The organism is Gardnerella piotii, assembly GCF_003397585.1.
Lineage (GTDB): Bacteria > Actinomycetota > Actinomycetes > Actinomycetales > Bifidobacteriaceae > Bifidobacterium > Bifidobacterium piotii.
This window is the reverse complement of the sequence record NZ_QJUV01000001.1, coordinates 952,000-974,727: the sequence shown is the minus strand read 5'-3', so window position 1 is coordinate 974,727 and position 22,728 is coordinate 952,000. Positions and strand designations below refer to the sequence as shown.

Sequence of the window (22,728 nt, the reverse complement as noted above, 5' to 3'; positions counted from 1 at the left end):
ATCCAAAGGAAAAGTCGCTAGCAACCGATTGTTCTTCTATAAATCTCGTACATTCCCTTAAAAATCAAATTTGGATCGTAGTGATCAATCGAATCAACATCTTTTTCAAAAAGTCGCCCCAAACCTCCTGTAGCAACAACCTTAAAAGGCTCATTTATCTCTATTTTGAATTGCTCAATTGTGCGCTCAATGCCTCCGAGGAAGCTGTAGTAGAGGCCAGCTTGCATAGCAGGACGAGTTGATTTTGCAAGAACGGATTTAGGGCGAGAAATCTCAACTTCTGGAAGCTGAGCAGTATTATCCCATAGAGCTGCCGCAGCCGAGCTGATTCCCGTGCAAATAAGTCCGCAAGTAATTGCTCCGCTTTTATCAACGTAGTTATAAGTGGTAGCTGTGCCGAAATCAATTACCAATGCTGGGCCGCCGTATTCGTAAAACGCGCCAACACAATCCGCTAAGCAATCTGCACCCAAAGAGCGTGGCTCGTCAATCCTAATATTTACGCCAGTTTTTACTCCAGGACCTACAATCATAGGGTCGATTTGCAAAAACTTAACAATGCTTGCGCGGAACGAGTGCATAACTTTTGGAACAACCGAAGCAACAATAACATCTTCAACATCGTTTACGCTAAAACCGCTTAAATTAAGGAATTGCGTAATCATAATGCCGTATTCGTCGGAAGTGTGATTTGCTTTTGTAGTCATTCTATATGTGCCAACAATCTTGCCGTTATCTAAGAATCCAAGCACAATATTCGTGTTGCCAATGTCTACTGCTAAAAGCATATTCGCCTCCAGTGTGTTTGTTGCGTGTTGCCAAACTTAAGTATGCGCATCTTTAGAGCAATACTACATTAATGCTAAGTCGTTGCGTGCAATTTGATTGTTTGTGCTTGCTGTTTTAGGAAATCACATAAAAGTGTGTCGGTGTGGCACAGTAGGTGATAAAGTCGAAAACAATGGCAGCGAGGCTAGAAAGGAATTGTAAATGATAAATCGTCAAGCAATATTGCATAGGCCACTTTCACAATACGCGTATTCTACGGCAGAATATTGCTTAACAATTCGCTTGCGTGCAGCAAAGAATAATCTTTGTTCATGCGTTTTGCATTACGGAAATCGCGTTGATTTAACTCCGTTAGACAAGTTTTGCACGCTGAAAATGGAAAAGATTGCAAGCGACGATTATTTTGATTACTATGAAGCGAATATAAGCAGCGATTTAGATAGAGTTTGTTATTACTTTGAGATGCAAGATGCGGATGAGCACTTGTATTTGTACGCCGATACTATTGCAGCTGATTTTCCAGAAGATCGTACAGAAGTCTACCAGTTCCCATTTATTCGTCGCGAAGAGATTAGCGACGTTCCGCGTTGGCTTAAAGAGGCTGTTGTTTACAACATTTTCCCAGATAGTTTTGCAGATTCTAAACGCGGCATAAGTTGCATTGCAAAAGATTATTTTGATGAGAAAACTGGCCAAACTTTACACACTCGTTTGGGTGGAACAATTAGAGGCATAATCGAAAATCTTGATTATATTGAGGATTTGGGCTTTAATTGCTTGTATTTAAATCCTATTTTTACAGCTGCAGAGTACCATCGTTACGATCTTCTTGACTATTACCATGTTTGCCCTAATTTAGGAACCGACGACGATTTTAGGGAGCTTGTTAGCGAGGTTCATAATCGCGGCATGCACATAATTATTGACGGCGTTTTTAATCATTCTAGTTGGTATTTCTTCGCGTTTGATGATGTTGTTAAAAATGGCGAAAATTCGCAATACAAGGATTGGTTCTATGGATTAAAGTTCCCTGTTAAACGCCCCGAAGATGGCGAGCGCCCAAGCTATACGTGTTTTGCGTATGAGCGTAAAATGCCAAAGCTTAATACTTCTAATCCAAAAGTTCGCGACTATTTTATGGACGTTTGTCGCTATTGGCTTGAAGATTTTGATGTTGACGGTTGGCGTTTGGATGTTGCTAATGAGGTTGATAAAGACTTTTGGCGTGCCTTCCGCTCTGTTGCTAAAAAGACTAAAAAAGATAGTGTGCTAATTGCGGAGATTTGGGAGAATTCTGAGCGTTGGTTGCAAGGAGACATGTTTGACTCCACTATGAACTATGAATTCCGCAAAGTTTGCCGCGATTTCTTTGCTTTTGGCAAGATTAATGCGCGCGAGTTTAATAGTCGATTTGTGGATATGCTTTTAAGATACCCATTCCCGATTGTTCAGGGTCAATTGAATTTGCTTGATAGTCATGACGTTAGTCGCTTTAGGAGCTTGTGTGCGCAAAATTCCGCGGATTCTGGCGATTCTTCCGCGGTGGATAAGCGATTCCGTTTGGCTGAGCTTTGTTTGCTTACGTCTGTTGGAACTCCAAGCGTGTTCTACGGGGACGAGCTTGGCGTAGTTGGTTTTGAAGAGTGTGATTACCGCGCGGCTATGCCTTGGGTAAATCCTGTAAAGGATAATCGCGACTGGTTCCGCGAACTTATAAACTTGCGTAAAAGTAACGATTGCTTTAGTCATGGCAATTTTAGAGTTCTTGACTATGATGAGCGCGGAAAATTTGTGTTTGCGCGAGAAACCGACTCTAAGCGCGTTGTTGTGGCTTTAAATGCGTTTAATGAGTCTAACGATTCGTTTAGTGGCTTGCCAGATTGTAAGCCGATTATTAGCTACAATTATGATGCTCAAAATTACTCTCTTGGAGCTTTTGGATACGCGATTTTTGAAGCAAAATAGCGATTTTTACTAGCGATTTTTGCTAGCGATTTAATCAATAAAAGTGGCACTTAATCAAGTGATTTAAGTGCCACTTTTATTTACAAGCTTAAGATATTTGCAAATCAAACTACAAATCTAAGAAAAGCTGGTGTATTCTAGTATCTTCGTCAAGCTCTGGGTGGAAAGCTGTTCCGATTTGATTTCCCTGGCGAGCAGCTACAACGTTGCCATTTACTGTTGCAAGAGTCTCGGCATTTGAGCCGACTTGCGCAATATAAGGCGCGCGAATAAACGTCATTGGAACAGCTCCAAGACTGCCAAAATCCGATTCGCAATGGAAGCTTCCAAGCTGGCGGCCGTAAGCGTTTCGCTTAACAGTAACGTCTAGTGTGCCAAATCCGCTAACTTCGTTACCTTCCACGTTTTTTGCAAGTAAAATCAATCCTGCACAAGTGCCAAGAACTGGCATTCCGCTTGCAATTCTCTCGCGCAAAGGCTCAAGCATGTTTTGCTCTTTAAGAAGCTTTGTTTGCACAGTGCTTTCGCCGCCAGGCAAAACAAGACGGTCAAAAGATTGCTCCAAATCTCGTGCTTGACGAAGCTCAATGACGCGCGCGCCAAGCTTTTCTAGCATTAAGCGATGCTCAAGAAAAGCTCCTTGAACAGCTAAAACAGCTACAGTGTGTGCGCAATTATTTGTATTGATAGGTGAGTTTGCCAAAATAATTCGCCTCAATCACTCGTCTTAATTACTCGCCGCGATTAGCCATTAAAAGCTTGATTTCTTGCTCGTTAATGCCAACCATAGCTTCGCCCAAATTCTCGGAAAGCTTAGCAATCATCTTGGCATCTTTGTAATTAGTAACAGCCTTAACGATTGAAGCAGCGCGCTTTGCTGGGTCTCCAGACTTAAAGATGCCAGAGCCAACGAATACGCCTTCTGCGCCAAGCTGCATCATTAAAGCAGCGTCTGCAGGGGTAGCAACACCGCCAGCTGCAAAGTTTACAACAGGAAGCTTGCCGTTTTGCGCAACATACTTTACAAGATCGAAAGGCACGCGCAATGTCTTAGCTTCTTCAAAAAGCTCATCCTCACGCATGCTTGTAAGCTTACGGATTGCGGAATTCATCATGCGCATGTGGCGCACTGCCTGAATCACATCTCCAGTTCCAGGCTCGCCCTTAGTGCGAATCATGGAAGCGCCTTCGTTAATCCTTCGCAAAGCTTCGCCCAAATCCTTAGCTCCGCAAACAAATGGAACTGCAAAATCGCGCTTGTTAATGTGGTACACGTCGTCTGCTGGGCTAAGCACTTCGCTTTCGTCAATGTAGTCAATCTCAATAGCCTCAAGTACTTGCGCTTCTACAAAGTGACCAATACGGCATTTTGCCATAACAGGAATAGACACAGCCTCTTGGATTCCGTGAATCATAGCTGGGTCGCTCATTCTAGATACGCCACCAGCTGCGCGAATATCGGCAGGAATACGTTCCAACGCCATTACAGCGCAAGCTCCAGAATCTTCAGCAATTCGTGCCTGCTCTGGAGTAGTAACGTCCATAATTACGCCGCCCTTAAGCATTTGTGCAAGCTGGCGATTTAGAGCAGTGCGGTCTTGGCTGCCGTTATTTTGCGGATCTGAGGATTCGTTTACTGTTACTGTAGTATTCAAGTTTTCTGCCATTATTCCTCGCTTTTTATTGGCGTTTTATTGGCGCATTTTGCATGCATGCTGTGTGTAACATCTTTATGCGTCTGTTATACATTTTTGCAAATATGCAAGCTATCGTATTGTTTTTTGCGCACGTTTGCAAGTTTACGTCTGATGGCATTTAACCACATTCATAGGATATGTGATTAGAATAACGTCAAATTTTTATAGAATAGTGTTAAATTTTTTACACAATGATGTCAAATTTTTGTAAAAACGTATAAATATCAATTACTTATTAATGATTTATAACCAGGTTTTTAGACTCGCTCTAGTTTTGATTGACTTGCTAGCAAGCTACGATTGTATATGCCGTTGACTTTGTGTTGCAAGTGTTGCAATTAGACAAAGCAACGAGCTTAAACAATTAAATAACAACATAAACAACAATTAAATAAATGTATCTAATTCAATCCAGAAAGGTTTGTTGAATGGATAACAAAGAACCCAAAGATGGCGCATACTCTAAAGATGTGACCAATAAATTCTATGTGCAAGAAAACGCGCAAGAGCGCCAAGAATCGCAAGCTGGATTTAGTACAGATGCTTCGCTTAACGCTGCGTCTAAAAGTGCGTATAAAACCAATAAGCGTGGTTTGGGAAAATTCTGGCTTGTTTCTGTAGCAATCGTAGTAATCGCAATATTTAGCGCGATTGTTGCAACGCTTACGGGTCCACAAAAAAATCCTGCAAGTCAAACATCTTCTGCGCAAGTTTCAAATAAAACTGTGTCAATAGGATTAAAACTTGCTCCTACAAATCTCGATATTCGTAATCAATCTGGCTCGTCATTGGAGCAATTGTTAATTGGAAACGTGTATGAAGGTCTTGTAGCTAGAAATACTAAAAATCAGGTTGTTCCATCCCTTGCAAAAAGTTGGAAAATAAGCAAAGATGGCTTAAAATACACTTTCCACATGCGTAAAGGCGTTGTTTTTTCTAATGGGAATAAGCTTACTGCAAAAGACGCTGAGTGGTCTTTTAACGAGCTTGTTGCAAAGAAGTATCGCGGATCAAACATGGTTGGAAAAGTTGAATCTGCTAAAGCTAAAGATGATTACACGTTTGAAATTAAGCTTAAAGAGCCAAATGCAAAGCTTTTGTGGGCGTTGTGCTCTAGAGCTGGCTTAGTTTTCGATAAGCTTGCGAATTATGACGCTAAAACTCAAGCTGTTGGATCTGGTCCGTATTTGGTAGAAAAGTTTGTGCCAAACGACCGAGTTGTGTTAAAAGCAAATCCGCGCTACAAGGGCGTCAATAAGGCAAAAACTCAAAAAGTTGTTGTTCGCTATTTTGTAGACGATGTTGCTGCTGTAAATGCGCTTTCTTCGGGATCTGTTCAAGCTTTGGCGCCTATTTCTGGCCAGCTTGCTAAGACTTTTAAGGCGGATTCAAAGCACTATGTTGTTAAAGCTGGAAACACTACCGATAAATTTGTGCTTGCTATGAATATGAATGGTGAGCGAACTAAAGATAAGCGCGTGCGTCAAGCGATTCGCTATGCGATTGACCACAAGCAAATTATTGCTTCGCGCGGAGGTACGGATGCTTTGCTTGGCGGACCAATTCCTTCTTTAGACCCAGGATATGAGGATTTAACTAAGATTTACGCGCATAATGTTAAGCGCGCTAAGTCGTTAATGAAGGAAGCTGGTTTTAGCGAGTCGAATCCTTTGCATCTTTCGCTTACTTACCCGAATATTTATGGAACGCAACTTGGTGAGCAATTGATGTCTCAATTAAAGCAAATTGGCATTGATCTAAAAGTAAACGTTGTTGAATTTACTACTTGGCTTCACGACGTTTATACAAATAAAAACTACGATTTGTCTATGGTAGATCACAATGAAAGCCATGATTTTGGCCAGTGGGCAGATCCTAAGTATTACTACGGTTACAACAATAAGCAGGTTCAGGATTTGTATGCTAAGGCAATGCTTTGCGCGAATATTAAGGAGTCTAATAAGCTTCTTGCTAAAGCTGCGCGAATCGTTAGCCAGGATGCTCCTGCAGATTGGTTGCTTAATTACAAAGTTGTTACAGCTAAGGTAAAGAACCTTGAAGGCATGCCTTTTGACATTAATCAAGTTCTTTTGCCGCTATACAACTTGCGACTTAAGTGATTTGGTCTAAATTTCCCGATTTTGTTGCTCAAAACCGCAAAATCACGTACAAAAAGCGGAAATTCTCGGGAACATTAAACTAAGTAAGGGGTTTGTATGAAGCGCATGATTCTTCGACGCATCGCGTTGTTTTTTGTAGCGCTGCTATTTATTTCTGCAATCGTATTTCTTGCTCTTAGAGTTTTACCTGGAGACGTTGCTCAAGTTATGGCTGGCTTAAACGCGCCAGATGGAAAAGTTGAGCAATTAAGACGCGATTTAGGATTAAACAAGCCCCTTTTCATTCAATATTTAGAGTGGATTTTTGGCGTTTTTAGGGGCGACTTCGGCATCTCAATGCTCACTGGTCGCTCCGTTGCGTCCACTATTGCTATGCGTGCTAGCATAACTTTTCCGCTTATTTTTCTAGGGCTTTTAATTGCGCTCGCAATTGGTATTCCGCTTGGATGTTTGCAAGTTTTGCATTCTGGCAAGTCTTTGCAAGGCTTTTTAAGATTTTGCGCTATTGCAGGCGGCTCTGTTCCTGCTCTTTGGGGCGGAATGATTTTAATCATGATTTTTGGCAGGGGCATTGGCTTAGTTGAGATTTTTCCTACTCAAGGTTTTCCAACAGACGGTTGGCGTGATTTTTCTAGCGCATTTTTGTCGTTGATTCTTCCATCGCTAACAGTTGGCATTATTGTTGGATCTGGCTTTATGCGTTACGCTGCAGCATCATTAGAGCAGATTTCTAATAGCGACATTGCTTTGCAAGCTATGGCTTGTGGCATGACTAAAAAGCAAATGATTTGGCGAGTTGGCTTGCGATTAGCGTTGCCGCAGCTTGTGTCTGTAATCGGCTTGACTTTTGCGCATATGATTATGGGCGTAATGGTTATTGAAAATCTGTTTTCGCTTCCTGGAATGGGTATGGGTCTTGTGCGCGATGTTGGTTTGCGAGATCTTATATCTGTTCAAGGCAATCTTTTTATGCTTTCTGCATTGTTCTTGCTTGTTGGGTTTGCGATTGACGTGTTGCATCGTTTGCTGGATTCAAGGCTTAGCCAAGATTCGAGTAGTGAATGATTCGAGCTGTGATTCAAGTGGGGAGTGATTCAAGCAATGATTAAGTTTTTAAGACGCATTTGGCGCGGAATTATTGGAAAATTCGTGTGTATTGTTTTGTGCTTGTGGATTTTTGTAGCTGCGCTTTCTTTTGTGTGGACGCCTTATTCTCTTCTAGAAACAAACGGGTACCAGGTATGGCAAAAGCCTTCTCTAAAGCATTGGCTTGGCACAGATGGCACGGGTGCAGATATGCTTAGCTGGCTTATGGCTGGTTCTAGAGTAGAGATTTTGCTTGTTATTTCAACAATTGCGATTGCAAGCGTTGTTGGGTTTGTTGTTTTAAGCTTTACGATTTGTCGTGTTCAAAAAATTCGTTCCCTAAGCATTATGGCAGTAGACGCTTTAATTTCCATTCCAACAGTTTTGATTGCGCTTATGCTTGCTGTGCCTCTTGGAGCATCCGTTCTTGTAATCATGCTTGCATGCGGATTTGGCTACGGCTTAAATCTTGCTCGTATTTTGCGACCAAGTGCTGTTCTTGTTCTTAAGTCTAATTATGTTGATTGCGCGATTTCTAATGGTGCTAGCAGAAGCTACGTTTTGCTAAAGCATGTTCTTCCTAATATTTTGCCAATTGCTTCCGTTCAGCTTTCGCTTTCGGCAGGAACTGTTATTTTAGCGGAAAGCGGATTGACTTATCTAGGTGTTGGTGTTCCTTCGGGAGTGCCGAGCTGGGGTCGTGTGCTTTCTACTTCGGTTACTTTGATTCACGTTTATCCGCTTGCGGCTTTATGGCCTGGTCTTGTTGTTACATTAACAGTTTTGGCTCTTAATCTTTTTGGCGATGTTTTAAGAAGTGCTACAAATCCAGCAAATAGGGAGTCTAAGAATGAGTCTTGATATAAAAGGATTATCGCTTAGCATTGGATCTTCGCGCATTTTAAGCGATGTTTCACTTAACGTTAAAGATGGCGAGCGCGTTGGGCTAGTTGGATCTTCTGGCTCTGGCAAATCAATGCTTTTAAGAGCTGCGATTGGCCTAGTTCCGTCTAATTGCAAAATCACTGGCTCTTGCCATGTTGGCAATGCCCAAACTGTTGGCGCTAACGATTCTGCGCTTGCAAACATTCGCGGTAAGTATGTTGGCGTTGTTTTTCAGCAAGCGGATCGTGCTCTTAACCCTATTATGAGTGTTAGCGAGCAAATCGCCTTACCTCTTAGGCTCCACTACAATTTAGATGAAGACGATATTCAAAATCGCGTTAAAGTCATGCTTGAAAAAGTTGGTTTAGGCACAAATATTTTGAATAAGCGTACTTTTGAGCTTTCGGGCGGGCAAATGCAACGAGTTGGGATTGCTACAGCGCTTATAACTTGCCCTAAGTTGATTCTTGCAGACGAGCCGACTACTGCTCTTGATTCTGTTACGCAAAAAGATGTTGTGAATATGCTCACTTCTTTAGTTGATAATATGGGCGCTTCAATGCTTTTTGTTACTCACGATTTTTCTGTTCTTTCTTACGCTGCTACGCGTTGCTATGTTTTGGATTCTGGGCGATTAGTCGATAGTGCGCGTGTTGGTGAATTGCTAGAAAATCCTAAGGTTCACTCTACTAAGCAACTTGTTTTTGCAGCGCGCGCTTTAAGTCTTAGTAAAAATGATTTAAGTCTTAGTAATAAAAATGATCTAAGTCTTGATGATAAGAATGATTTAAGTTTTAGTAATAAAAATGATTCTTCCAAAGATGATTGCATTTTTAACGCTAAAAACGTTCATGTTGTTTTAGGAAGTGCAAAGACTCGTGTTGAAGCATTAAAAGGCGTTGACTTTAATCTTAAAGTTGGCGAATCTTTAGCACTAATTGGCGGATCTGGAAGTGGTAAAACGACTTTGATTCGTTCTTTGCTTGGATTGCAAGAAATACGCCAGGGGAGTATAGAATATTGCGGAAAGCTAGTCGAAACCGTTGAAAATGCTAGAAAATCAAGTTTAAAAGATTCTGCTTACGTAAATATGAGAAGACAATGTTCGCTTGTGTTTCAGCATCCTTTTGCAGCTTTAGACCCGCGTTGGACAGTTAGAAAAAGCGTTGCTGAGCCGCTTGAAATATGGCGTAAAAACATGAGTTCTGATTCAAATACTGTTGATTCACATGTTATTGATTCTAAAGTAGATGATGTTTTGAATTTAGTTGGATTAGATCCTAGTGTTTTTGGCAAAAGATACCCTTGCCAGCTTTCTGGCGGACAAGCTCAATGCGTTGCGATTGCGCGCGCGCTAATCAATAATCCTAGAGTTTTGGTTGCAGATGAGCCAATGAGTGCAATCGATGTTGCTGAGCGCACAAGAATCTTAGATGCGTTTAATGTGATTCGCGCAAATCGCCCTAATATGGCGTGCATATTCGTTAGCCACGATCTTGGTATGATTCAACATTTAGCTTCTAGCGTTGTTGTTCTAAAAGATGGCGTTGTTGTTGAATCTGGGCTTGTAAGTCAAATTTTAAATAATCCAAAACATAGCTACACTCGCGAACTTATTGATGCTGCTACTTTGTAAGTCTGTATTGGTAAGTCTTGAAAGTTTGTAAGCAAATAAGTGTTGCAAGTCTAATAAAAAATATTTTTAGATTCGCGTTTATGTGTGTTTGGCAAGAATAGCGTCTAATATTGTTAGTAATCGTTATTTGCGTATGTATTACAAGTTAGGAAAGATAAAATGAGCGAAAATCAAAATAATCAGCCAACACCTCGTCCAGAAAGCTTTGAGCTTGACCACACTAAAGTTAAAGCTCCATACGTTCGCTATATTGACACTCAAAAAGGCCCGAATGGAGATGTTATTTCTAACTACGATATTCGCTTAACTCAGCCTAACCAAGAGGCTATTCCTACGGGCGCTTTACACACGATTGAGCACACGATTGCTGTTCTTTTGCGCCAGCGCATTGAAGGCTACATTGATTGCTCTCCATTTGGTTGCCGTACAGGATTCCACCTTTTAACTTGGGGCACTCATAGCACGGAAGATGTTGCGCGCGCGTTAAAGGAATCGCTTGAATTTATTGCGTATAAAGCTACTTGGGAAGATGTTCCAGCTACAACTATTGAGTCTTGCGGAAACTACCGAGATCATAGCTTGTTCGGAGCGCGTCAATGGTGCAAAGATATTTTAGACAAGGGCATTAGCTCCGATCCTTTTGAGCGTAAGATTGTGTGATTTGTTGCGTTTGATTGTGTAAGACTGTAAAACGCCATATTCTAAGCATAGGGGGGTGTATGTGTGAAATAAGATTGAGGAAAGCAACTCTTAGCGACCTAAAAGATATTGAAAATATTTATGAGAGAGCAAGAGTATTTATGGCAAATAATGGCAATCCTCATCAATGGGGGGATCGTTTTCCTCTAACATCTAGTGTTATAGAAGATATTCGTTTGAATCGTTTTAATCTTCTTGTAGACACGGACCCAGATTTTGGCGAAGAGCGCATTTTGGCACAATTTGCACTGTGCGAAGGTCTTGATGAAGTCTACGCAAAGATTGATGGAGCGTGGCTAGATGACGTTTTGCCATACGTTACAATCCATAGGCTTGCATCTTCGGGAGTCAAGCCAAAAATGGCAAGCGAATGTTTAAGATGGGCTAAGCGTAATTACTCTAATGTTAGAATCGATACTCATCCCGACAACTTGATTATGCAAAAAGTTATTTTGCGAGAAGGCTTTAGCAAGTGTGGTCTTGTTGTAATTCCAGATCGCGCGCATAGTGCAACTAGAATCGCGTATCAATGGTTGCGCTCGCATAATCATGTAATACGGTATTAGAAGTATTAGCAGTATTGAAATGTAAGTCAAAAAATACTTGCATATAAGTCAAAAATACTGGCATATATAGTAGATATAAAAGTAAACGTAAAAGTAAAGGCGTGAGATATGTGTAAAAATTCGAGTATACAAGCGATTTTGCAAGAAAACTACGCTCGCGCCTTGAGTACATACCCTGGGCAGGTAATCGTTGATCTAAAAGCGCTAAGAGATAATATGCGAACGCTTGTTGAGCGCGTTTCTAAAGATTTGAAGCCTGGTCAAAAGTCGCCAGCAGTTATGGGAGTTGTTAAAGCAGACGCTTATGGTCACGGGCTTATTCCTAGTGCGCTCGCAGCTTTAGCAGGAGGAGCAACTTGGCTTGGAACGGCTCAGCCTTATGAGGCTTTGCGACTTCGTAAATGTGGAATTGACTTAAGCAGATGCCGTATTCTTACGTGGCTTACTAGCGCTCCAACGTCTCTTTTTGCGGATTTAATAAAAGCAGATATTGATATTTCTGTTGGCTCACTTGATTCTATTGACGCTGTTGCGCTAGCTGCTAAATCGCTTGGTGCTGCTGCACGCGTGCACGTTAAGGTAGATACGGGATTTGGCAGAAACGGTTTTACGCCTGCTGGCTTTAGTAATGCTTTAGAAAAACTTAGTGAATATTCTAGTCAGGGATTAATCGAAGTTATTGGGCAATGGAGTCACTTGGCTGTTGCTGATTGCCCAGACGTTCCAGAGTTTGTGGCATCTACAGATAGGCAAATTGAGCAATTCCATGACTTTACTAGAAGAATGCGCGAAGCTGGGTTGGAGCCTAAAATCCGACATTTAGCTAATACAGCTGCAACTCTTAACAGGCCAGAGATACGTTTTGAGCTTGTTCGCCCAGGAATTGGATTATATGGATACGAGCCAGACCCTGTTATGGGAGCGCCTCAAACTTACGACTTGCGTCCAGCAATGACCTTACAAGCGCAATTAGGAACAGTTAAATCTGTAGAAGCAGGTCATGGTATTTCGTACGGGCGCACGTATTTAACGCCAGACAATACAAGCACAGCAATCGTTCCACTTGGATATGCGGATGGCATTTTGCGCGCATCTAGCGGATTCGATATGCAAGGATCTCGTCATGTTAATAAGCCTGGAGGCCCTGTGCGCGTGGAAACTAATAACGGCGCTAGGATTTTGCATGTTTCGGGGCGCGTTTGCATGGATCAATTTATTGTTGACTTAAAAGGCAGCGCTAAAGAGCTTGGAGTTGAAGAAGGAGATACAGTCAGGCTTTTTGGGCCAGGCAGGGGTCTTGAATATGCGGAGCCAACGGCAGATGATTGGGCAGCGGCTGCAGGAACAATAAGCTATGAGATTATGACTGGGATTGGCCCTAGAGTTCCGCGATTGTATAAGAATGCTTACGAAGTTTTGTCTGAAAAAGACATAAAAATGTTGGATGAAAAAAGCTTAATATAGCAATCTTGCGATTTTGCGATTAGCTGAATTGTTATTTGCTAATTTATGATTTGCTGCTTGCGATTTTAGATTTGCGATTTGATACTTGCGATTAGTGGAGGAGGTTTTTAATGTGTAACGATGTGATTGCTTCCGATAACGAAGTTGTTGGAGAATACAGCTTGCACGATACTGAGCGCTGGGCTAGTGAGCCTCACCACACGCGCGCTCGCACACCGTTTGAGCGAGACAGAGCCAGAATAATCCACTCTTCAGCGCTTAGAAGACTCGGCGCTAAAAGTCAAGTGCTTGTAGCTGGCTCCGACGATTTTGCTCGCACGCGTTTAACTCATACTTTGGAAGTTGCGCAAATTGGTCGCCAGATTGCTGCAATGCTTGGCGCGGATCCAGATGTTGTAGATTGCGCTTGCTTAGCTCACGACTTAGGTCATCCTCCTTTTGGTCACAATGGCGAGCGCGCTCTTGCTCAAATCGCAAGCAATATTGGTGGTTTTGAAGGAAATGCTCAAACTCTTAGACTTTTAACGCGCTTAGAGCCTAAAGTTTTTAGAGAAAATGGCGCTAGCGCAGGCGTAAATCTTACGCGTGCAAGCTTAGATGCTGCTGTTAAATATCCTTGGGGTTTTGATGAAGCAAAAGCGCACGATAAAGGCGAGCGCGATTTAAAATTCTGCGTTTACCCAGACGATAGAGAAGTTTTTGATTGGCTAAAAAGTGGCTCTCCGCGCGAATCGAAGCCTATGGAGTGCCAAATTATGGATCTTTCCGACGATATTGCATACAGTGTTCACGATATTGAAGACGCGATTGTAACTGGCGCTTTTAATACGGAGCTTGTTTGGGATTCAAGCGTTGCAGATCAAGTTGTTCAAGAAGCTCATAATTGGTACGGCAGCCAGTGGGATGCGGATAGTCTTTTGGCAGCTTTTAAGCGTTTGCGTTCTCTTAACATGTTCCCTGATTCTTATGACGGCTCTAGAAGGTCTCTCGCTCACTTAAAGAATATTACTAGTGCTTTAATCGGCAGGTTTGCAAGCTCTGTTGAGAAAGCAACTAGAGAAAAATATGGAAACGGTGCTTTAATTCGCTACCGCGCAAACGTTGTGATTCCGCCAGAAACATCTTACGAGATAATTGTTCTTAAAAGCTTGGCTGTGCATTTTATAATCCAGCCTAGGGAGCGCGAGTTTTATAAGCGTGAGCAAAAGATTCTAACGGATTTGGTGGAGGTGTTTATGAGCAAGTCTCCACGAGCGCACGATGCTATGGAATTTGTGTTTATAAGCGATTGGGATGCTTGCTCTAGCGATGAAGAGCGTTTAAGAGTTGCGATTGATCAAGTTGCAAGTCTTACAGATGGATCTGCTACAGCTATTCATGCCGCTTTGTGCTAAATCTTTGTGCTAAATCAATGCTTTCCACTTCAATGCTTTTATGCTTTTACGAATAGAGTGTCTGTAGCCTTCGGCTTGCGATAAGCTAGAGACTATGGCTGGAATGATTGTAAAAGAAGACGTTGAGCGTGTGCGCGCTGCTGCAGATTTGTACGATATTGTGTCTGCAACTGTTACGCTTAAGCCTTCTGGAACGGGTACTTTTGTGGGGCTTTGCCCGTTTCACGATGAAAAAACGCCTAGTTTCAGCGTTCGTCCAAGCTTAGGTGTCTGGCATTGCTTTGGTTGCGGTGCTGGCGGCGATGTTTTTAAGTATGTTGAGCAAAAAGAAAACATTGATTTTCGCGAGGCAGTAGAGCTACTAGCGGATCGCTACCACATTGAAGTTCATTATGACAAATCGCAGGATGCTAAAGATAATTCTCATGCTGGCTCCAAGCGCGCTCGTCTTATAGAAGCAAACGAGGAAGCTCAACGTTTCTTTGCGTCTCAAATCAACTCTAATGAAGCGTCTGCAGCGCGTAGTTTGCTTGCAGGGCGCAATTTTACTCAAGCGCAATGCGAGCGTTTTGGTTGTGGATACGCGCCTAACGGATGGGATAATCTTGTTCGCTATTTGTCTAATAAGGGTTTTACTCGTCAAGAATTATTGGATGCAGGATTGGCGCGCCAAGGTCAGCGCGGAATTTACGATTACTTCCGCGGCCGATTAACGTGGCCTATTCGAGATTCTACTGGACGTACTTTGGGTTTTGGCGCTAGAAAGCTTTACGACGACGATTCTATTAGCGCAAAGTACATTAACACTCCAGACACTGTGTTGTACCGAAAAACGCAAGTTCTTTACGGAATTGACATTGCTAAGTCGAATATTGTTAAAAAGCGCCAGGTTGTGATTGTTGAAGGCTACACGGATGTTATGGCTTGCCATTTAGCTGGCGTAGATACTGCTGTTGCAACTTGCGGAACGGCTTTTGGCGCGGAGCACGCGAAGATTATTCGCCGACTTATTGCAGACGATTCTTTGGGAGCGATTCAGCTTGTTGGCCCTGTAAAAGTAGAAGGTCAAAAAGTTAGTTCGCGTATTGTTTTTACTTTTGATGGAGATGCCGCTGGTCAAAAAGCTGCTCTGCATGCTTTTGGCTTAGATTCGGCGTTTTTAACACAGACTTTTGTTGCTGTTGCAGATAATAACTTAGACCCTTGCGATTTGCGTATTCAAAGGGGCGACGATGCTGTTCGTTCTTTGATTGCGCGCGCTAATCCTCTTTACGATTTTGTAATCGATACTGTTATTCGTAAGTTTGACACGTCTTTTACAACAGGGCAGATGGGTGCTGTTAAGGCGGTTGCTCCTCTTGTTGCGCAAATTCGAGACAGGTCTTTGCTTGACTTGTACACTAGAAAAGCTGTTAGAAATATTGGTGTTGATTTAGACGTTATGCGTAAGGAGGTGGAGTCTAATAGAAGGCGATTACACGTTGTAGACGATGACGCTTATTCTAAAGGCTACTCTTCCAACGTTTATGCGGATTCTCGCGTGTTTGATCAGCGTTCTCAAAGCATGAATGAAGCTGCTGTAAAAACAGCCATGCTTAGAAGTGCGTACAAGAATCAAAGCTATTACAAGGTTGACGATTCCGTGTTTATGTGCGAACAGCAGTTTATGGCTGTTCTTATGCAATCTCCTCTAGCATTTAACGGCCAACTTTTTGCGCATCTTACTTTGAATAATTTTATTACGCCAGTTTTTAGAACTCTTTTCCAAGCATTTGTTGCTTCTGGAGGCTTGCCTAGCACAAATATTAGCCAAGGTCTTTGGTTGCACACTATTACTAAGGCTGCAGGCCCTATGTTAGAAGGCGTTATTAACGAGCTTTCCGTAATGCCTCTTCCATTGTCTTTAAGCAAGGGCTTAAGTGGAGCTTCTTCTATTAACTCGTCGGCTGCTTACGATTATAGTTGCGAAGGTACAAAAGGCGGGCCATCCAGCCTTTTGCGCGTTCCTAGCGAAGAAGAACAAAAGTATGCAAACGAGTTGCTTATTAAGCTTTTAGACGTTGGTTTTATGCGAAAAATCGGAGCTATTAAGCTTAGAATGAGTAAGTTAGAAGATGGGAGTGAAAAGCTTAATCTTTTAGGTCAGATTACTAGATTAGAATCTGCTCGAAAAGATCTTCAATCACAAATTCTATAAGATTTATCAATTACTTGTTTTGTCTTTATATACCGAGATACGCGATTTATGTATAAATGTGTAGTTGTGTAAGAAAGAAGTGTAGAAACAATGTTTTTATTACCTGAGCAGCAGTTGAATCGCTGTACAAGAGTTATGCAACAACGCCTATATCCGTATATAAATACTGTTTTATCGCATTGTAAAATTCGAGCGTATGAGATTGCTGGAGAACCTATTTCTTCTAGCGAATTCTTCTCTAAGTTAAAAAGAAACGATATTGCGTTTCGTTCATTTAATGCTCCATGTGTTTGGGGAACAACTTGGGGCACAACGTGGTTTGAAGTTACAGGGTCGATTGATTTTTCAAAGGTAAAAGGGCGCAAAGTTGAGCTAAATGTTGATTTAGGTTGGATTAGCAATCTTTTTCCTGGTTTTCAGGCAGAAGGATTAGTGTATAACGTTGACGGAAGAGTTATAAAAGCTGTAAACCCTTGTAATCATTGGGTTCCGTTGATTGATGAGCATAATAATCGTTCTATTAGTATTGATGAAAATGGTAATTTTACTTTATATTTGGAAGCTGCAGACAATCCATTTGTTGAAGGAGCTACTCCGTTTTCTCCTACTGATTTAGGTGAGCGTGCTACTGGAAAAACTGAATGCCAATATATGTTGAAGTATATTGACGTTACTGTTTTTAATCGTAATATTTTTGATTATTACATGGATCTTCAGACTGTAAGTTCTTTGATGCGCGAATTAAATGATGATAATCCGCGTTATTGGAAACTGGCTAAAGCTTTACAGCGATCCTTAAACGCGTATGATGAGCATGATTTTTCTACTGTTCAAAATGCTCGCAAAGAGTTGTTTAATGTATTAAGTAGCCCTGCTGCAGCAAGCTCTATAAAGCATACGGCTGTTGGTCATGCTCATATTGATTCTGCTTGGCAATGGCCTGTGCGCGAGACTCATAGGAAGGTTGCGCGCACAATATCTAACGTTTTAGCTCTTATGGATGAGGACCCTGATTTTACTTATGCTATGAGTTCTGCTCAACAATACGAGTGGCTAGAAAACGAGCATCCCGATTTGTTTGAGCGTATGAAAAATAGGATTAAAGAAGGGCGTTTTATACCTGTTGGAGGTATGTGGGTTGAGTCTGATGCAATGATGCCGTGCGGTGAATCTTTAATTCGCCAAATGACTTTTGGTAAGCGCTATTTTAAGGAGCATCTTGGCGTTGAGCCGCATGGTATTTGGCTACCAGACAGTTTCGGCTACACTGGCGCATTGCCTCAAATCGCTCGCCGCGCTGGTTTTGACTGGTTCTTAACTCAAAAGCTTTCCTGGAACGATACCACTAAATTCCCACATCATTCTTTCCTTTGGGAAGGAATAGACGGTTCTAGGATTTTGGCTCATTTTCCTCCATCTAATACTTATGCTTCGTCTGTTAGCATGCATGAGTTAGTTTATTCTCAACGCAATTTTTTGGATAAAGATTTATCTGATCACGCAATATTGCTATACGGTTTTGGCGACGGAGGTGGCGGGCCTACTCGCGAAATGACTGCTCGTATTAGGCGCGATCGTAATCTAGAGGGTGCTCCTAGAGTTGATTTCGGTACTCCTGATGAGTTGTTTGAAAAAATACGAAAAGATATTGTTGACGATTCAAATTGCAATACACCAGTGTTTAAGGGTGAGCTTTATCTAGAGTTGCATAGAAAAACTCTTACTTCTCAGCAAGATATGAAGCGCTATTGCAGAATAGAGGAATCATTGTTGCGCGTAGCTGAATATCTTGTTGTTTTAGCTCGAGTTTATGCGCCAGAATACCGTTTTAATAACAATGAGCTTACTAGAATTTGGAAGACTTTATTATTGAACCAGTTCCACGATATTCTTCCAGGCTCCGCTATTGCATGGGTTCATAGGCAAGCTAGAGAAGAATATGCTAGAGATATTTCTTCTTTGCGTAAAATTATTTCAGATATTGCTAATGCGATTGTAAAAGCTAACAGCACTAATAGCACTATTGGCAGTATTGGCACTAACAGCGCGATTAATATGCGTGAAAATGTAAAGTTATTGACTTATACAGGTAAAAATGATGTTGCTTGGAATTTGTACCAATGCAATGAAAGCAGTAAAAATAGTAAAACAACTGTAAAACACAAAAATGATGGTGGAATAATTCTTAATAATAGTGTTTTAAGTGTGACTATTGAACGCGATGGCACAGTGTCTTCTGTTAAAGATATTAAATTTAATCGCGAGCTAATTCCATCTGGTTATCGCATGGCGCAATACGAGATACTAAAAGATGAGCCATCTCAGTGGGATGCGTGGGATGTTGAGCGAGATGCATTTATGAGGAATCGTAAGATTGATGATTCTTCAATTGTTTGTGTTAAAGAACTTTTATCGGGCGGTGTGTCTGTTGAAATCTTGGCATGTAAAAAAGATATAAAGATTAAAACAAATATAATTTTAGAGCCGTGTGTTAAACGACTTGATTTCCATGCGCAAGTTGATTGGAAAGCTAAAGAGCAATTTTTGAAAGTAGATATGCCAACATCTATATGTTCAAATAATGCGCAATATGAGTGTCAATATGGTTTAGCTGAACGTCCAATAGTAAAAAATACTCGTAGTGATGATGCAAAATTCGAGTCATGCACGCATAGGTTTGTTCGCATAGAAGATTCCTCTTATGCTGTTGCTGTTGCGAATTCGTCTACTTATGGCGCTGATGCTTCTCCTATTGGCGATTATTCTTCATCTTATGGAACTATGCTCAGATTATCTTTGCTTTCTGCGCCTCTTTACCCAGATCCAAATACGGATCAAGGTAAGCACGAATTTACTTGGTCATTTATTGCTGATGCAAATATGGACTCAGTTTTAAGTGCGGCTAATCTTTTGAATTCGCCAATTATTGATAAGCTTCCAGATGTAGATCCGCTGTTTACGATTCATAGAAACTCAGGTCTAATTGCATTAGATTGGGTTAAGCTAGCTGACGATTGTTCTGGAGACATAATCTTGCGTATTTATGAGCCATGTGGTGGCTGCGCGAGTGGCCAAATAAAACTCAACAAAATCTTGCGTGCGGCTTCGATTGAAGAGGTAGATCTTATGGAAATGCCAGTATTGCACGGTATGCCTACAGCTTTGCACAAGAATAATGATGAATTAAATATAGAATTACGTCCTTTTCAGCTATGCTCATTGCGAATTCGCATTGCATCTGAAACTACAGTTTCTATTAATTGATAGGATGTTGAGAGTTTATGAAAAATAAAGGAATTTATTCTAAAAAGAAAATAATAATAGATACAGATTGTGGTTCGGATGATGCTATGGCAATTGCCATGGCTTTAAATGATCCTAGATATGAGATATTAATGTTTTGCACTGTATCAGGAAACGTGTGCATGGAACAAGCGACTATTAATACGCTTACTACTATCGAGCATGCTGGTTCGTATGAGCCACCTGTATATAAAGGAAGCAGAAGCATGCTCTTACGCGATTTGTCTTATGCTCATGAAACTCATGGTAGAGATGGAATGGGTGATATTGGTCTAGCGCCTCATCGTTTGAAAGAAAGTAATGGTAATGCTGTTTTGAAAATGATTGAAACTTTGAGAAACAGTGAAGATGGTGAAATAGACATTATTGCATTAGGGCCATTAACTAACATTGCTCTAGCTATTAAGGTTGATTATGAAGCTATGCAAAAAGTTGGTCGCATAGTCGTTATGGGATCTGCTGGTTTAGGCCGTGGAAATGTTTCTCCTGTAGCAGAATTCAATATTTGGCAAGATGCAGAAGCTGCAAAGATATTAGTTGATTCTGGTCTTAAAAATATTATGTTTGTTGGATGGGACGCATGCTTGGGAGAATGTATGCTGAATCCACAAGAAATTGCTAATATTCGCAAAAGTGGAGAACTTGGTAAGTTTGTAATTGATTGTAATAGGGAATTAATGGAAATGAATGTTAGCCGTTTTGGGGATGCTTATCTAGATATGGCTGATCCATCTGCTGTTGCCGCTGCGTTATATCCTGAATGTATAAGCGAGTGCACAAAATATTATTGCCAAGTTGATGCAACTCCTGGACCAAGTTATGGCTCAGTTCTTGTTGATGCTAATTTCTTCTCTGGTAAAACTCCGAATGTTGAAATATGTAGTAGGCTTAATCCCGAAAAATATAAAAATTACATTTATAGTACTTTGCATGTTGTAGATTAGCAAAATTTGTTTTTACCAACATGCTTTCTATATTGAAATAATATTTAAATACGACCGAGTTTGTTTATGGCTATTCACAAACTTTCTCGGTCGTATTTATATTTAATGCGTATAAATTAATGCGTATATTTTCAGTATAAATATACTTTAGTTGCCGAAGTCAATGTCTCCAAGCTTTTCAATAAGCTTCATGTTTTCGCTATAATCCACTGGGCAAGCTATAACGTCAACACCGCTTTCTTGAGCCAAAGCCTCTTTAAGCATGTTGTATAAGTCTTCTGGCTTTTGTACAACGTGGCCTCTTGCGCCAAAGCTTTCCGCCAATTTTGGAACATTTGGATTAGTAAAATCAACGTATTCGTGTTCTCCAGCGTGCAAGTCCATCTTCCACTTAATTAAACCGTACGCGTTATCTTCCCAAACCAAAACCACCATTCTAGAACCAACGCGAACAGCGGTTTCAATCTCTTGAACGTTCATCATAAAGCTGCCGTCGCCCATAACAGCAAGGACAGGCTTTGTGTTGATTTTTCCACTATTATCTTTAATGAACGATGCTCCAACAGCTCCAGGCAAAGTCCAAGCCATTGTAGAAAGACTGTTGTCTATAATGCACGTATTTGGATGCATTGTTGGGTAAAGCCTTGCCATCCACATTTTTAGTGCGCCCGTATCTACAAGAACCTTAGTTCCTTCTGCAACAGCACGACGAGTATCGTAAACAACGCGCTGAGGCTTCATAGGAATGCTGTTATCGTTTTCAAACGAACGCAACTCGTCTGTAATCATTTGACGAATCTTTGGGTGAGTTACGTCAAAAGTAACGTTTCTATCTTTAAGCACACTTGTAAGCGCTTTAAGCGTTTGAGCAATATCTGCCATAATGTTTAGTGCAGTAGGGTAGTGAGCGTCTGTGTCTTCAACAAATGTGTTTATGTGAATAATCGTCTTGTCAATATTTGGATTAATCTTCTTAGGGTCAAATTGCTGAATTGAGAATCCTACAGCAATAATCAAATCTGCTGTGTCGAAAGCAAAATTCTCATAATCTCTATGCATAAATCCAACTACGCCAAGAGCGTTCGGGTGATTATCTGGGAACACGCCTTTGCCTTCAAACGTTGTTGCAACTGGAACATTAAGCTGTTCTGCAAAATCTAGAAGCTGTTTTTGAGCGTGGCTTCTTGCAACGCCGTTTCCTGCAAGAATAATCGGCCTTTTTGCTTGGCTAATTATTTTAGCAGCTTCGTAAATTGTGTCTGGAGCTGGAAGAATATGCAACGGCTTTGGAAGCGGAAGTGGCTTTGCATCTTCTGGCACGCTCATTTCGCTAATATCTTCTGGAATAACAAGGCATGTTGCTCCTGGGCGCTTTCTTTGAGCGATTGAGAAAGCTTTGCGAACCATTTCTGGAGCTGTGCTTGGAGCAAGCATCATAGAAGACCATTGAGTGATTGGTTGGAATAGTGCTACTAAATCAATGATTTGGTGAGATTCCTTGTAAAGTCTAGATACGTTTCCTTGAGCGCATATTGCAACAAGCGGAGTTGTGCTTGCATTTGCTTGAGCTACAGGAAGCGTAAGATTTAGTGCTCCAGGCCCCAGCGTTGCCAAGCATACGCCTGGCTTTCCAGTAATATGTGCATAAGTTGCGGCCATAAAGCCTGCGCCTTGCTCGTGGCGAGTAAGCACAAAGCGTATGTTTCCATTTCGCTCAATTGCCTCTAAAAGCGGAATATTTTCTTCTCCTGGGATTCCAAAAACAACCTCAACGCCTTCGTTTACAAGGCATTCTACGATTAAGTCTGCTGTGTTTCTTTTATGGCTTGCTGTTTTTTGAGCTTGCGATTCTTGATTTGTCATAATTGCGTTTCTCGCTTTGTGCTTAATGTGCTTGTTAGCCTTACGACTTCTTTTCCATTTATAATATAAGACTCTAAGACATGTGCATTTTGCGCGTGTCACAAAAATGGGCGGATTTTT

The 22,728-nt window shown here is 41.3% G+C and carries 16 protein-coding genes; 12 read left to right on the top strand and 4 right to left on the bottom strand.

Going from position 1 to position 22,728, the window contains the following annotated elements:
• Positions 1-17 precede the first annotated feature (17 nt).
• Complete coding sequence (locus D0T20_RS04315) at positions 18-788, bottom strand: type III pantothenate kinase (protein WP_116438489.1); 771 nt, start codon at positions 786-788, stop codon at positions 18-20.
• 202 nt (positions 789-990) lie between these two features.
• Here D0T20_RS04315 and D0T20_RS04310 point away from each other — a divergent pair, with 202 nt between their 5' ends.
• The gene (locus D0T20_RS04310; protein WP_116438488.1) at positions 991-2,754 is read left to right on the top strand and encodes a glycoside hydrolase family 13 protein; all 1,764 of its coding nucleotides are present in this window, start codon (positions 991-993) and stop codon (positions 2,752-2,754) included.
• 109 nt (positions 2,755-2,863) lie between these two features.
• Here D0T20_RS04310 and pdxT read toward each other — a convergent pair whose 3' ends face one another.
• A complete protein-coding gene (gene pdxT / locus D0T20_RS04305; protein ID WP_198684130.1) occupies positions 2,864-3,463 on the bottom strand; it encodes a pyridoxal 5'-phosphate synthase glutaminase subunit PdxT in 600 nt (199 codons plus the stop codon).
• Positions 3,464-3,485: 22 nt separating this feature from the next.
• Entirely contained in the window at positions 3,486-4,421 is a 936-nt protein-coding gene (gene pdxS / locus D0T20_RS04300; protein WP_101896600.1) for a pyridoxal 5'-phosphate synthase lyase subunit PdxS, read from the bottom strand.
• A gap of 458 nt (positions 4,422-4,879) precedes the next feature.
• Between pdxS and D0T20_RS04295 the strand changes: the two genes are divergently transcribed.
• The 11 genes from D0T20_RS04295 (at position 4,880) to D0T20_RS04245 (ending at position 20,745) form a co-directional block, all read left to right on the top strand.
• Positions 4,880-6,571, top strand: a complete 1,692-nt coding sequence (locus tag D0T20_RS04295; protein ID WP_116438486.1) for an ABC transporter substrate-binding protein — start codon at positions 4,880-4,882, stop codon at positions 6,569-6,571.
• Positions 6,572-6,667: 96 nt separating this feature from the next.
• Positions 6,668-7,636, top strand: a complete 969-nt coding sequence (locus D0T20_RS04290; RefSeq protein WP_116438485.1) for an ABC transporter permease — start codon at positions 6,668-6,670, stop codon at positions 7,634-7,636.
• A 36-nt stretch (positions 7,637-7,672) separates the two neighbouring features.
• The gene (locus D0T20_RS04285; protein ID WP_162862683.1) at positions 7,673-8,518 is read left to right on the top strand and encodes an ABC transporter permease; all 846 of its coding nucleotides are present in this window, start codon (positions 7,673-7,675) and stop codon (positions 8,516-8,518) included.
• Positions 8,508-10,178, top strand: coding sequence for an ABC transporter ATP-binding protein (locus D0T20_RS04280; RefSeq protein WP_116438483.1), 1,671 nt, complete (start codon positions 8,508-8,510; stop codon positions 10,176-10,178). The genes D0T20_RS04285 and D0T20_RS04280 overlap by 11 nt, the downstream gene beginning before the upstream one ends.
• Positions 10,179-10,337: 159 nt before the next feature.
• Positions 10,338-10,838, top strand: coding sequence for an S-ribosylhomocysteine lyase (locus D0T20_RS04275; RefSeq protein WP_004113527.1), 501 nt, complete (start codon positions 10,338-10,340; stop codon positions 10,836-10,838).
• Positions 10,839-10,897: 59 nt separating this feature from the next.
• The gene (locus D0T20_RS04270) at positions 10,898-11,443 is read left to right on the top strand and encodes a hypothetical protein (RefSeq protein WP_016786277.1); all 546 of its coding nucleotides are present in this window, start codon (positions 10,898-10,900) and stop codon (positions 11,441-11,443) included.
• Between the two features lie 108 nt (positions 11,444-11,551).
• Positions 11,552-12,907, top strand: a complete 1,356-nt coding sequence (alr, locus tag D0T20_RS04265; RefSeq protein WP_116438482.1) for an alanine racemase — start codon at positions 11,552-11,554, stop codon at positions 12,905-12,907.
• Positions 12,908-13,017: 110 nt separating this feature from the next.
• Positions 13,018-14,301, top strand: coding sequence for a deoxyguanosinetriphosphate triphosphohydrolase (locus D0T20_RS04260; protein ID WP_116438481.1), 1,284 nt, complete (start codon positions 13,018-13,020; stop codon positions 14,299-14,301).
• 94 nt (positions 14,302-14,395) lie between these two features.
• Entirely contained in the window at positions 14,396-16,498 is a 2,103-nt protein-coding gene (gene dnaG / locus D0T20_RS04255; protein WP_116438480.1) for a DNA primase, read from the top strand.
• A gap of 90 nt (positions 16,499-16,588) precedes the next feature.
• A complete protein-coding gene (locus D0T20_RS04250; protein WP_162862682.1) occupies positions 16,589-19,762 on the top strand; it encodes an alpha-mannosidase in 3,174 nt (1,057 codons plus the stop codon).
• Positions 19,763-19,779: 17 nt separating this feature from the next.
• The gene (locus tag D0T20_RS04245) at positions 19,780-20,745 is read left to right on the top strand and encodes a nucleoside hydrolase (protein ID WP_016635565.1); all 966 of its coding nucleotides are present in this window, start codon (positions 19,780-19,782) and stop codon (positions 20,743-20,745) included.
• Positions 20,746-20,892: 147 nt separating this feature from the next.
• Here D0T20_RS04245 and D0T20_RS04240 read toward each other — a convergent pair whose 3' ends face one another.
• On the bottom strand, positions 20,893-22,608 hold the full coding sequence (locus D0T20_RS04240; RefSeq protein ID WP_116438478.1) for an acetolactate synthase large subunit: 1,716 nt from the start codon (positions 22,606-22,608) through the stop codon (positions 20,893-20,895).
• Between the last annotated feature and the right edge of the window lie 120 nt (positions 22,609-22,728).